Annotated in this window: 17 protein-coding genes and 2 other annotated features; all 17 genes read right to left on the bottom strand. The window is 41.6% G+C overall.

Annotation, left to right across the window (positions count from 1 at the left end; all coding sequences use genetic code 11):
* Positions 1–221: 221 nt before the first annotated feature.
* The 17 genes from NSS78_RS00685 to ispD all read right to left on the bottom strand — a co-directional run bounded on the left by NSS78_RS00685 (position 222) and on the right by ispD (position 12,108).
* Positions 222–827, bottom strand: coding sequence for a class I SAM-dependent methyltransferase (locus NSS78_RS00685; RefSeq protein ID WP_034620762.1), 606 nt, complete (start codon positions 825–827; stop codon positions 222–224).
* Between the two features lie 96 nt (positions 828–923).
* Positions 924–1,289, bottom strand: coding sequence for a 50S ribosomal protein L7/L12 (gene rplL, locus NSS78_RS00680; RefSeq protein WP_003216952.1), 366 nt, complete (start codon positions 1,287–1,289; stop codon positions 924–926).
* A 41-nt stretch (positions 1,290–1,330) separates the two neighbouring features.
* Positions 1,331–1,831 (bottom strand): 50S ribosomal protein L10, encoded by a 501-nt coding sequence (gene rplJ, locus NSS78_RS00675; protein ID WP_003217048.1) that lies wholly within the window; start codon positions 1,829–1,831, stop codon positions 1,331–1,333.
* A gap of 69 nt (positions 1,832–1,900) precedes the next feature.
* Positions 1,901–2,041, bottom strand: a sequence feature (ribosomal protein L10 leader region).
* A 48-nt stretch (positions 2,042–2,089) separates the two neighbouring features.
* The gene (gene rplA, locus NSS78_RS00670) at positions 2,090–2,788 is read right to left on the bottom strand and encodes a 50S ribosomal protein L1 (protein WP_003217271.1); all 699 of its coding nucleotides are present in this window, start codon (positions 2,786–2,788) and stop codon (positions 2,090–2,092) included.
* A gap of 99 nt (positions 2,789–2,887) precedes the next feature.
* Complete coding sequence (gene rplK, locus NSS78_RS00665; protein WP_003216956.1) at positions 2,888–3,313, bottom strand: 50S ribosomal protein L11; 426 nt, start codon at positions 3,311–3,313, stop codon at positions 2,888–2,890.
* A 171-nt stretch (positions 3,314–3,484) separates the two neighbouring features.
* Positions 3,485–4,018, bottom strand: a complete 534-nt coding sequence (gene nusG, locus NSS78_RS00660; RefSeq protein ID WP_003217197.1) for a transcription termination/antitermination protein NusG — start codon at positions 4,016–4,018, stop codon at positions 3,485–3,487.
* A gap of 170 nt (positions 4,019–4,188) precedes the next feature.
* Entirely contained in the window at positions 4,189–4,365 is a 177-nt protein-coding gene (gene secE / locus NSS78_RS00655) for a preprotein translocase subunit SecE (protein WP_003216942.1), read from the bottom strand.
* Between the two features lie 35 nt (positions 4,366–4,400).
* Positions 4,401–4,550: a 50S ribosomal protein L33 gene (gene rpmG, locus NSS78_RS00650; RefSeq protein WP_012008694.1), complete on the bottom strand. Its 150-nt coding sequence runs from the start codon at positions 4,548–4,550 to the stop codon at positions 4,401–4,403.
* A 76-nt stretch (positions 4,551–4,626) separates the two neighbouring features.
* On the bottom strand, positions 4,627–5,283 hold the full coding sequence (gene sigH, locus NSS78_RS00645; RefSeq protein ID WP_003217132.1) for an RNA polymerase sporulation sigma factor SigH: 657 nt from the start codon (positions 5,281–5,283) through the stop codon (positions 4,627–4,629).
* A 63-nt stretch (positions 5,284–5,346) separates the two neighbouring features.
* Positions 5,347–5,859: a ribosome-dependent mRNA decay endonuclease Rae1/YacP gene (rae1, locus tag NSS78_RS00640; RefSeq protein ID WP_003216949.1), complete on the bottom strand. Its 513-nt coding sequence runs from the start codon at positions 5,857–5,859 to the stop codon at positions 5,347–5,349.
* A 2-nt stretch (positions 5,860–5,861) separates the two neighbouring features.
* Positions 5,862–6,611, bottom strand: coding sequence for a 23S rRNA (guanosine(2251)-2'-O)-methyltransferase RlmB (gene rlmB, locus NSS78_RS00635; protein WP_342468263.1), 750 nt, complete (start codon positions 6,609–6,611; stop codon positions 5,862–5,864).
* Positions 6,595–7,026, bottom strand: a complete 432-nt coding sequence (locus NSS78_RS00630; protein WP_003217007.1) for a Mini-ribonuclease 3 — start codon at positions 7,024–7,026, stop codon at positions 6,595–6,597. The genes rlmB and NSS78_RS00630 overlap by 17 nt, the downstream gene beginning before the upstream one ends.
* 3 nt (positions 7,027–7,029) lie before the next feature.
* A complete protein-coding gene (gene cysS / locus NSS78_RS00625; protein WP_003217177.1) occupies positions 7,030–8,430 on the bottom strand; it encodes a cysteine--tRNA ligase in 1,401 nt (466 codons plus the stop codon).
* The gene (gene cysE, locus NSS78_RS00620) at positions 8,427–9,080 is read right to left on the bottom strand and encodes a serine O-acetyltransferase (RefSeq protein WP_012008691.1); all 654 of its coding nucleotides are present in this window, start codon (positions 9,078–9,080) and stop codon (positions 8,427–8,429) included. The genes cysS and cysE overlap by 4 nt, the downstream gene beginning before the upstream one ends.
* 81 nt (positions 9,081–9,161) lie before the next feature.
* Positions 9,162–9,393: a binding site (T-box leader), on the bottom strand.
* Complete coding sequence (gene gltX, locus NSS78_RS00615; protein ID WP_003217162.1) at positions 9,393–10,844, bottom strand: glutamate--tRNA ligase; 1,452 nt, start codon at positions 10,842–10,844, stop codon at positions 9,393–9,395. Its footprint overlaps the feature before it by 1 nt.
* A 94-nt stretch (positions 10,845–10,938) precedes the next feature.
* Entirely contained in the window at positions 10,939–11,415 is a 477-nt protein-coding gene (gene ispF / locus NSS78_RS00610; RefSeq protein WP_003216928.1) for a 2-C-methyl-D-erythritol 2,4-cyclodiphosphate synthase, read from the bottom strand.
* A 3-nt stretch (positions 11,416–11,418) separates the two neighbouring features.
* Positions 11,419–12,108 (bottom strand): 2-C-methyl-D-erythritol 4-phosphate cytidylyltransferase, encoded by a 690-nt coding sequence (gene ispD, locus NSS78_RS00605; RefSeq protein ID WP_003217158.1) that lies wholly within the window; start codon positions 12,106–12,108, stop codon positions 11,419–11,421.
* Between the last annotated feature and the right edge of the window lie 3 nt (positions 12,109–12,111).

Here is a 12,111-nt window from a genome sequence, read left to right as displayed (position 1 = left end):
GTAAAAAGTATTTCAGCCTTTCAAATGTCAGTAAAGAAATACTTTTACAAGACAAAAGAAAAAAGGGTTTCTAAAATAAGAAAACCACATCCAAAAACAAATTCCGATTTTATTAGTTTTCCCAAATATGCATAATTTATACAAAACAGTTGTTTTTTAAGCCTATTAAGCAAAATATACACATTGGCATTTTATAATGTTAACACAGCTAGGAAACTGCGTCAAACTTTTTTAGCTTTGATAATATAGTAGCCCTTTTTTTTCAATACAACTTCGACTTCTCCAAAGAGCTGTTCTAATTTCTCAATCGCAGATGGTCCGCCCTGCTTTTTCTGAATAACCACCCACAACTCACCTTCCGGCAATAAATGATCAGCACTTTTTTCAAAGATCGCATGTACAACTTTCTTCCCTGCCCGTATTGGGGGATTGGTCAGTATAGAGGCAAAAGCAGCTGATGAATGAACATTCGAGAACAAATCACTTTGATAGATGCGGACATTATCAACGCGATTATGTTTAGCGTTTTCCTTTGAAAGTTCGACTGCTCTTTCGTTCACATCAATCATATGAATGGTGCGGCTCGTCATTTCGTTTGCTAACGATAAGCCAATCGGTCCATAACCGCAACCGACATCTAAGATATCGCCATCCACGTCAGGTTCTTCAAAAGCTTCAATTAAAAGCCTTGAACCAAAGTCGACTTCTTTCTTAGAAAACACTCCACTGTCACTTGTAAAAGTAAAGGTACGGTTTCTCAAGGTGAAGTCCCATGTCTGTTTATTGCTTTTCACTGATGGCTTTTCCGTATAATAGTGGTCACTCATGGTGAATGGACCTCCTCTGGATTCAATCGTTTCAGGAGAATAGAAAAGAAAAAGCCCGCCAGTAAAAGCGAGCTTTCCCAAAAGATTAGGCGAAGATTACTTAACTTCTACAGAAGCGCCAACTTCTTCAAGCTTAGCTTTAAGTTCTTCAGCTTCTTCTTTAGCAATACCTTCTTTAAGTGGTTTTGGAGTGTTGTCAACAAGTTCTTTAGCTTCTTTCAAGCCAAGACCAGTGATTTCACGAACCACTTTGATAACTTTGATTTTTTGGTCTCCAGCACCAGCAAGTACTAGATCAAAATCAGTTTTCTCTTCAGCAGCGGCACCACCAGCTGCAGCTACAGCTACAGGAGCAGCAGCAGTTACGCCAAATTCTTCTTCGATTGCTTTTACTAAGTCGTTTAACTCAAGTACAGTTGCTTCTTTAACTGAAGCAATGATTTCTTCGATATTTAAAGCCATTTGTAATTCCTCCATTTTAAGTTTTTTACGTTAAGTACGCATTAAGCGCCTTGTTCTTCTTTTTGATCTGCAACTGCTTTAGTAGCAAGAGCAAGGTTACGAACTGGAGCTTGAAGAACGCTAAGCAACATAGATAGTAAGCCTTCGCGAGACGGAAGTTCCGCAAGAGCCTTCACTTCTTCTACAGTCGCTACGTTTCCTTCGATGACACCAGCTTTGATTTCTAAAGCTTCGTGGCTTTTCGCAAATTCGTTGATGATTTTCGCAGGTGCGATAACATCTTCGTTACTGAATGCGATAGCGTTTGGACCTGTTAAGAAATCGTTTAAACCTGTTAGTTCAACTTGTTCAACTGCACGGCGAGTCAAAGTGTTTTTGTAAACTTTGAATTCTACGCCAGCGTCACGAAGCTGTTTACGAAGTTCAGTCACTTCAGAAACTGAAAGACCGCGGTAATCTACAATTACAGTAGACATACTGTCTTTAAATTTAGAAGTAATTTCATCAACGACAACTTTTTTTGTATCGATTGCATTGCTCATGGTTACACCTCCTGTACATTGTTTGTGTAACACTTATACCGATCAGGCCATCACGTTCCTAACGAACGGTTCTCCATATAAAAAGCCTCCATTAAGACATGGAGGCTGTATATACAAGCATACGTTAACGTAAGACTGTGACATATACACCTCGGCGGGTTAATTAAGCCATAAGGCCCCTGCTGTCTACGGTATAAATGGACATATTCTATTTTACAACATTTTGATATTATCAAAATGATTGTGATAAGTCAAGATTTATTTTGCAGAGAAAGAAGATGGATCCACTTTCACACCAGGGCCCATAGTAGATGTAACAGAAACGTTTTTCACGTATACACCTTTAGCCGCTGCAGGTTTTGCTTTAAGGATTGTGTCATAGATTGTTGCAAAGTTCTCAACAAGCTTTTCGTCCTCGAAAGAAACCTTTCCGATTGGCGCGTGGATGTTACCAGCTTTATCAACGCGGTATTCTACTTTACCAGCTTTGATTTCATTGATTGCTTTTTCTACTTCGAATGTAACAGTTCCTGTTTTAGGGTTTGGCATAAGACCTTTTGGTCCAAGTACACGACCGATCTTACCAACTTCACCCATCATGTCAGGTGTTGCAACGATTACATCGAAATCGAACCAGCCTTGTTGGATTTTAGTGATGTAATCAGAATCTCCAACGTAGTCTGCTCCAGCAGCTTCTGCTTCTTTTGCTTTTTCGCCTTTAGCGAACACAAGAACGCGTTGAGTTTTACCAGTTCCGTTAGGAAGTACAACTGCACCGCGGATTTGTTGGTCGTTTTTACGAGGGTCTACGCCCAAACGAAAAGCAACTTCTACAGTCGCATCAAATTTCGCTGTATTTGCTTTTTTTGTAAGAGAAACAGCTTCAGCTACATCATACGCTTTAGTACGTTCGATTAGCTTAGCAGCTTCTACATACTTTTTACCTTTTTTAGCCATTATAAAAATCCTCCTTATGTGGTTTTAGCGGAATAACCTCCCACGAATAAGGGTTGCGAACTTGTCAAAACCAAACTCGCAACCCAACAAGACAATAAATTAATCTTCGATGACAATACCCATACTGCGTGCAGTACCTTCAACCATGCGCATAGCTGATTCAACGCTAGCAGCGTTTAAGTCAGGCATTTTTGTTTCCGCGATTTCGCGTACTTTATCACGCTTAACAGTTGCCACTTTATTACGGTTAGGTTCACCAGAACCAGACTCAATACCAGCTGCTTTTTTAAGTAAAACTGCAGCAGGTGGAGTTTTAGTAATAAATGTAAATGAACGGTCTTCAAAAACCGAAATTTCAACAGGAATGATAAGACCAGCTTGGTCAGCTGTACGAGCATTAAACTCCTTACAGAATCCCATGATATTAACACCGGCTTGACCTAGTGCAGGTCCAACTGGTGGAGCTGGGTTAGCTTTTCCAGCAGGAATTTGCAATTTAACAACTTTAACTACTTTTTTAGCCACGAGACACACCTCCTTAAAGTCCGTGATGTGGTAATAGGGGAATCCCCCTCCCACTCAACAACTTCATTCTTTATATGAATGACGAAATAACTAGCTAGCGATCTTGAGCGAACTCAAGACGTACCTTTGCTATATTACCACTTCTATACACTCATTTCAAGCTCTTTTGAATTACAATTTATCGATCTGCGTGAACTCAAGTTCCACGGGTGTTTCTCTACCAAACATATTAACGAATACTTTGACTTTGCTTTTATCATAATCAATCTCTTCGATAGAGCCTGTGAAGTTCGCAAATGGTCCGTCGATGACCTTGACCGTTTCTTTCAATTCAAAGTCGATTTCTGTTTTGCGTTCTTCAAGACCCATTCTCTTCAGAATGGTTTCAGCTTCGCCTGGCAAAAGCGCTGTCGGCTTTGAGCCTGATCCAGCTGATCCAACGAATCCTGTGACACCTGGTGTATTACGAACAACATACCAAGAGTCGTCAGTCATCACGATTTCCACTAGGACATAGCCAGGGAATACTTTCTTTTTGACAACTTTTTTCTTACCATTTTTAATATCTGTTTCTTCTTCTTCTGGTACAACAACGCGGAAGATCTTATCTTGCATGCCCATTGATTCAACACGCTTTTCCAAGTTCGCTTTTACTTTGTTTTCATAGCCAGAGTACGTATGCACAACATACCAATTCTTTTCCATTTCGTTCAGGACTATTTAGTCCTTCCCTCCCCACATTTCGTAATGTCTATTTGACGAATCTCGAGTACCGGTAAATATTTTCAAGCAATTGAAAAAACCCGTAAAACGGGTTTTTTGGCAAGTCATATTATGATCTATTATAGCACGTTCAGCAGACCATTATTCAAGTATTAATGAATTAATTCGATTAATTGTGAGATTCCTATATCAAGAAAAGAGAAAAAGATTGCAAAGAATACGACTGTTAAAATAACAGTGATTGTGTAACGAATCATTTCGTTTTTCTTTGGCCAGCTGACCTTCTTCATTTCTTTCCCGACACTTTTTAAGAAACTGATAATACGCATTGTAAAAGACCTCCACAGATTAAAGAACGCAAATCTTACTTCGTTTCTAAATGTGTTTTATGTGAATTACAAGTCTTGCAATATTTCTTAACTTCTAATCTTTCAGCTGCTGAAGCATCACTTTTCATTGTCGTATAATTGCGGCTTCCGCAGTCTTTACAGGCTAGAGTAATCTTTTTCCTCATATTTACACCTATTTTCTCGACATCATTTCCTTAGTACCTTATCACAGTGTCGAAAAAGCTGTCAATATAGGTTTGATTAGAGACTAATCTCGCGAAGCTCTAAATATTTCTCTAATTTTCTCTTTACTCTTTGGAGTGCGTTATCAATTGATTTCACATGACGGTTTAAATCTTCAGAAATCTCTTGATAGGATCTGCCATCAAGGTAAAGCACAAGAACCTTTCTTTCCAGCTCGCTTAGTAGTTCACCCATCTTCATTTCGATATCATCAAATTCTTCTTTGCTAATGATTAAATCTTCTGGGTTAAGCGCTTTAGCACCGGAAATGACGTCCAATAATGTTCTGTCTGATTCTTCATCATATATTGGCTTATCTAATGATACATAGGAATTTAACGGGATATGTTTTTGGCGAGTAGCTGTTTTAATTGCGGTGATAATTTGGCGGGTAATACATAATTCTGCAAAAGCCTTAAATGAAGTAAGCTTGTCCTCTCTGAAATCGCGGATAGACTTATAAAGTCCGATCATCCCCTCTTGAACAATGTCCTCTCGATCCGCTCCAATCAAGAAATAAGATCTTGCTTTTGCACGTACAAAATTGCGGTATTTCGTTATTAAGTAATCTAGCGCATCACTATCTCCGACATGAACCCTTTCAATGACTTGTTCATCTTCCAACTGGCAAAATTGCTCTCTGATGGATTTATCCTTGCTGTTGTTTAGATTCACTTCGATCCCCCCGACCGCACCTAGATAGAAATATTATACATTAATGGTTGAAATATCGTCAAGCTATTCTAGATTCCCACGCCGCCATTTTTCAAACGTTTTCAATACATCTTCTGACAATTCAATCTTAGATGCTGGTTTATCAGAAGTAATCTTTTTGACTCTCGTTTCAATCTTTCGTTCGATCACTTCAATCTCTCTTAAAAGCTCTCGGGCCGACTTTCGAAGAGCTCCTTGTCCAAAGATTGCCCATTGTTCTGTAAAGTCAGAGGTCGCCACATGAATCTGCGTCCGAATATTATTCAAATCCTGGGCAAGCTTTTCAATCCGCTCATCAGCTGTTTCATTCTCTCTCGTAAAGATGACCTCTACTCGGTGATTGATCCGCTTTTTTTCGATTCCTTTGACCATATGGGCATCGAATACGACAATGACTCGATACCCTGTGTATGCTTGATATTCTGCTAAATTTTGAATCAGTATGTCTCTGGCTTCTTCAAAGCTGTTTTCCTTTAAGTGCTGCAGCCGTGGCCAAGCACCTATCATGTTGTATCCATCGACTAAGAGGATGTCCATCTCTATTCTCCTAACGGATAACGTTTTCGATACACTTCATACATCAATAGACTAGCGGCAACTGACGCGTTTAACGAAGTGACCTTTCCGGCCATAGGCAGCTTAATCAGAAAATCACACTTTTCTTTGATCAATCGGCCAATCCCTTTTCCTTCACTGCCAATCACGAGAGCAAGCGGCATCGTGCCATCAAATTGTCTGTAATCCTGTTTGGCAGACGCATCTGTTCCCGCAACCCAGATTCCTCTTTCTTTCATCTCATCAAGAGCTCTTGAAAGGTTGGTGACTTTGGCAACAGGAATATGTTCAATTGCCCCAGTGGATGCTTTGGCAACGGTTGTCGTTAAGCCGACCGCTCTCCTTTTCGGAATCACAATCCCATGTGCACCTACAGCATCTGCTGTACGCATAATGGAACCTAAATTATGCGGGTCTTCAATTTCATCTAAGATAAGAAAAAATGGCTGTTCATGCCGCTGTTCAGCGATTTGATATAGATCGTCCAATTCTGCATATTCATATGCTGCTACTTGTGCAACGATTCCCTGGTGCTGACCTGTTACCATTTGATCAAGCTTTTTCCTCGGAACATACTGAATGGTGATATTTTGTTTTTTTGCGAGTTCAATGACCTGCTGGGCTTGTCCTTTTACAGTGTTTTCTGCCATCCAGAGCTTGTATAACTCCCGATCTGACTTCAGTGTTTCAATCACTGCATTTTTCCCAATCACATAATCATGTTGCTGACTCATTTGTCTTCCTCCCTGACGTTCCGATTTCAATCGCCTGACTAATCAGCTCTTCTAAGCGTTCGTCCTGCTTTTCAATAAATAAATAACCCATGAGCGCTTCAAACGCCGTACTATAACGATACGTTTGAACGTCTGTGTTTTTAGGCACTGTGCCTGATTTTGCATTTCTTCCTCTTTTCAGCACCGCTTCTTCTGCTTCAGTGAAAAAGCCTTGCTGCTGTAGCGTAAATAAAATAGCTGCCTGAGATTTAGCTGAAACAATTTTGCTTGCTCGTTTGTGCAGCTCATTTGGTTTTGTCGCCCCCGTTTGGAGGAGGTGATGCCTCACATAGACTTCAAAAATGGCATCACCCATGTAAGCAAGCGCAAGTCCGTTTAACTGTTTACCATCTTTCAGCTTTTCAAAATTCAACATGACCTATTCTCCTCTTTTCCAGCGAGTACCTTGAGGAGTGTCCTCCAATACAATATTCATGCTCTTTAACTGGTCACGAATTTGATCAGATAGCGCAAAATCACGATTTCTTCTAGCCTCATTGCGTTTTTCAATTAACGCTTCTACTTCTTCATCGAGCGTATGCTTTTCTTCTAAAGAGAATCCAAGAACAGACGTGATTTCTTGGAACAAGCCGATAAATGCCTTGATCACTTCCTCCGAAGTATGATCATTTTCCATATAATAATTCGCCTGTTTCGCAAGTTCGAATAAAACAGAGATCGCATTTGCCGTATTGAAGTCATCATTCATTTCAGAAATAAATGTCGCTCGCTGCTCTTCAACCTTCGCCAGCCATTCAGCATTGTCTTCTGTGATATTCGTGCTGCTCTCGAGGCGATGATGTAAATTGGCATACGACGTTTTGAGCCGGTTAAACGCACTCTTTGTACTCTCTAGTAAATCCATTGAGTAGTTAATTGGATGACGGTAGTGAACCGACAACATAAAGAAGCGAAGCACGTCAGGATCTTGTTCTTTCACAATGTCATGCACAAGCACAAAGTTGCCTAGTGATTTTGACATTTTTTCGTTCTCAATATTAATATATCCGTTATGCATCCAATACTTTGCAAAAGGTTTCCCTGTCAAAGCCTCAGATTGAGCGATTTCATTTTCATGGTGAGGGAAGGTTAAATCCTGTCCGCCAGCATGAATGTCGATCGTATCACCTAAATATTTTTTAACCATGGCCGAGCATTCGATGTGCCAGCCTGGTCGTCCTTCGCCCCACGGGCTATCCCATGAGATTTCTTGATCCTTTGCAGCCTTCCATAAAGCAAAGTCCAGCGCATCTCGTTTCTTCTCACCTACACGAATACGGGCACCTGTCTTCAGTTCATCAATCGACTGGTGAGAAAGCTTTCCGTAGCCTTCAAATGAGCGTGTGCTGTAATACACGTCGCCATCCGCTTCATAGGCGTAGCCCTTTTCAATCAATGTCGCAATAAATGCAATGATATCATCCATATTTTCCGTCACTCGCGGGTGAAGGTCAGCTTTTTTGCAGCCTAGTGCACTGACGTCTTCAAAGTAGGCTTGAATAAAGCGGTCAGCAATCGTCGGGACATCTTCCCCGAGTTCATTGGCTGCTTTGATGAGCTTATCATCCACATCTGTAAAGTTTGAGACAAAGTTCACATCATAGCCGCTGTATTCTAAATACTTACGTACAGTGTCATAAACAATAGCAGGCCTTGCATTCCCGATATGAATGTAGTTATAAACGGTTGGTCCGCACACATACATCTTGACCTTTCCTGGCTCAAGCGGGACGAATTCTTCCTTCTTACGTGTCAATGTATTATAAATATTGATTGTCATGATTGTTCTTCCTTTCTGCTCAATGAAGCCAGCTCACCTTTTAGCTTTTCCATTTCTCGTTCCAATTCTTTGAAACGATCGGAAATTGGATCTGGCAAATCTTGATGATTGAGATCACGATTGATTTTCTTACCATTTTGAACGACGACTCGCCCAGGTATACCGACAACAGTAGAATGGTCGGGTACGTCCTTTAACACGACCGACCCCGCTCCAATCTTGGCTCCTTTTCCGACTGTAATGGAACCAAGCACCTTTGCACCTGTCGCAATGAGCGCATCGTCTAAAATGGTCGGGTGCCGCTTTCCCTTTTCTTTCCCTGTTCCCCCTAATGTCACGCCTTGGAAAACAGTGACGTTGTCTCCAATTTCACATGTTTCCCCAATCACCACTCCCATACCGTGGTCAATGAAGAAGCGCCTGCCAATGGTTGCCGCAGGGTGAATTTCAACCCCTGTGAAAAACCGGCTGACCTGAGAAATGATCCGCGCAAGAAAGTACAGCTTCCGCTTATAAAATGCATGCGCGATACGATGAGCCCAAATCGCATGAAGCCCTGAATAGGTTAGCACTACTTCAATATAGCTTCTAGCAGCAGGATCTTGATCAAACACAGTATCAATATCTTCTTTCAGCATTTTGAAAAACACATGCTCCCCCCGTTCTTCCCCATCAATCTCTCTTCGGACTTGCTCTCTTTTTTGGACAAATAAAAAACGCCTCTGCCATATGACAGAGACGTTTTGAAAACGCGGTTCCACTCTGTTTAGAAAGCCCTCATTTCGCAGCCTTCTCAACTTAATCCCATAACGGAGGGTACCGCCCTTGCATACTAACGTACTCGTGTTCCTCAAGGGTCTTGAGGGTGCATTTCCAACGTCTGCCCATAAGTCTCTTTCAGCCGGTGAAGACTCTTTCTGTGATGGACGAAAACATTGTACTTCTCCCTCGCAACGATTTCCTTATATTTGTTTAATGCGGTTTAATACCGTTTCTTTACCTAGTAGTTCAATACTTTGCGGAAGTTCTGGGCCATGCGTTTGTCCTGTGACAGCCACACGAATTGGCATGAATAGTTTCTTGCCTTTATGCCCTGTTTCTTTTTGTACTGCTTTAATAGCAGCCTTGATTTCATCAGGTGTGAAAGATTCAAGTCGTTCAAGCTGACCAGCAAATGATGCCATGACTTCTGGTACTTGCTCCTCTGCTAGAACTTCCTTTGCCTCTTGATTATACTCAATTTGCTCCTTAAAGAACAACTCTGTTAACTCAACAATTTCTGCTCCATAGCTTAATTGTTCATGATACAGAGCAATCAGCTTGCGTACCCACGTGTTTTCTTCGTCTGACAGCTGCTCGCTTACCTTGCCTGCCTTTTGAAGATGCGGAAGCGTTAACGCAACAACCTGATCAAGATCAAGTGCCTTCACGTATTGGTTATTCACCCATTTTAGTTTATGCATATCGAACAGAGCTGGTGACTTAGAAAGTCGGTTTACATCGAAAATGTCGATGAATTGCTCTTTTGTAAACAGTTCTTCTTCGCCCACTGGAGACCATCCAAGTAGTGCAATGAAGTTGAATAGGGCTTCTGGTAAATAGCCCAAGTTTTTATATTGCTCGATGAATTGAATAATGGATTCATCACGCTTGCTTAATTTCTTGCGGTTCTCGTTCACAATCAGCGTCATATGTCCGAATAGCGGAACATCCCAGCCGAATGCATTGAAGATCATGATTTGTTTAGGCGTATTCGAAATGTGATCCTCTCCGCGGAGAATGTGAGTCATTTTCATCAAATAATCATCCACTGCTACAGCGAAGTTATAAGTTGGCGTACCATCTTTCTTCACAATGACAAAGTCACCGATGCCGTCTGTCTCAAATGAAATATCGCCTTTGACCATGTCGTCAAATTTGATAATTTCTCCTTTTGGCACTCGGAAGCGGATGCTTGGCTCTCTTCCTTCAGCAATCAGCTTGTCCTCTTCTTCTTTTGATAAATGACTGCATTTACCAGAATATCGAGGCATTTCACTGCGGGCGATTTGTGCTTCACGCTCTTCCTCTAGCTCTTCAGCCGTACAATAGCACTTATACGCCAAGTCCTTCTCTAGCAGCTCATCATAATACTTTTTATAAATATCATTACGCTCTGATTGTCTGTAAGGGCCGTAGCCGCCATCTTTATCAATGCTCTCATCCCAATCAATACCGAGCCATTGCAGGTGGCGAAGCTGGCTTTCTTCTCCGCCCTCTACATTACGCTTTTGATCCGTATCTTCGATTCGAATAATAAATTTGCCGCCTTGACTGCGTGCGAACAAATAGTTGAAAAGAGCCGTTCTAGCATTCCCAATATGTAAATGACCAGTTGGACTCGGTGCATAACGAACACGCACTTCATTTCCCATGAGTTTAACTTCCTTTCATCTGCATCATGTTGTCTGACACCAATTTTTTATAAACGTATTTTATCATCAAATCCCATTCTCATCAAAATGAGTTTTACTTTTTCTGAAGAAGCACAGTTGCCTGAGAGGCAATTCCTTCGCCTCTTCCTGTAAATCCGAGTTTCTCTGTCGTTGTTGCTTTCACATTCACCTGTGTGACATCTGCCTCAAGCGCTTCTGCAATCTTCTCACACATCGGTTGAATGTAAGGTGCCATTTTGGGCTTTTGCGCCATGATGGTGCAATCAATATTCACAAGTGTGTAGCCTTTTTCCTTTACTAGTGCCCACACATGTTGCAGTAATTTAAAAGAATCCGCATCCTTAAACTCAGGATCTGTGTCTGGGAAATGTCTGCCGATATCTCCTTCAGCAATCGCACCTAGGCAGGCATCTGCCACTGTGTGAAGCAGTACATCAGCGTCTGAATGCCCAAGCAGCCCCTTTTCATAAGGGATGGTGACCCCGCCAATAATCAAAGGTCTTCCCTCTGTTAATTGATGTACATCAAAGCCTTGTCCTATTCTCAACATGATCTAGTACCCTCTTTCCGCATCCATAATTGCCTTGGCAACCAATAAATCATCCGGTGTCGTCAGCTTAATATTGGTGTAATCTCCTTGGACAATATACACGTTTTCACCATGTAATTGTTCCACAAGACTGGCGTCGTCTGTTCCAAGGAAACCGGTCCGCTCTGCATATTCATGCGCCTCTTTTAAAATAGAATGACGAAAAGCTTGTGGGGTCTGGACTGCCCACAAGCTCTGACGTTCAATGGTTTGTTCCACTTTGCCTTCTTGAACGCGTTTGATTGTGTCTTTCACTGGTACCGCTACAACTGCGGAGCCTTTTTCAATCGCTGCTTTAACGAGCAAGTCAATCTGTGTATGCTTAATAAAAGGCCTTGCCCCATCATGAACAAGCACGATGTCCGCATCTTTCACAGCCTTTAATCCTTCGTATACACTTTGCTGACGTTCTTCGCCGCCAGTGACAAGTGAAACAGGCGTTTGAAAAGCGTGTACCTTGAGTAGCCTTTCAAAGTCTTGACGCTCCTCTTCATTGATCGCTAGGATCATGCGTTTGCATTGAGCATGAGCGTCAAACACCTTTAGTGTATGAATAATAACCGGCATTCTTTTCAGCTCAATAAAAAGCTTATTGCGGCCGGCCTTCATTCGTTTCCCCTGCCCCGCAGCCGGAATAACTACTTCATAATACATGTT

Origin of the sequence: Bacillus sp. FSL W8-0920 (assembly GCF_038593215.1) — a bacterium.
Taxonomy (GTDB): domain Bacteria; phylum Bacillota; class Bacilli; order Bacillales; family Bacillaceae; genus Bacillus; species Bacillus pumilus.
Note: the sequence above shows the minus strand (reverse complement) of the source record. Positions and strands in the feature narration are given on the sequence as shown.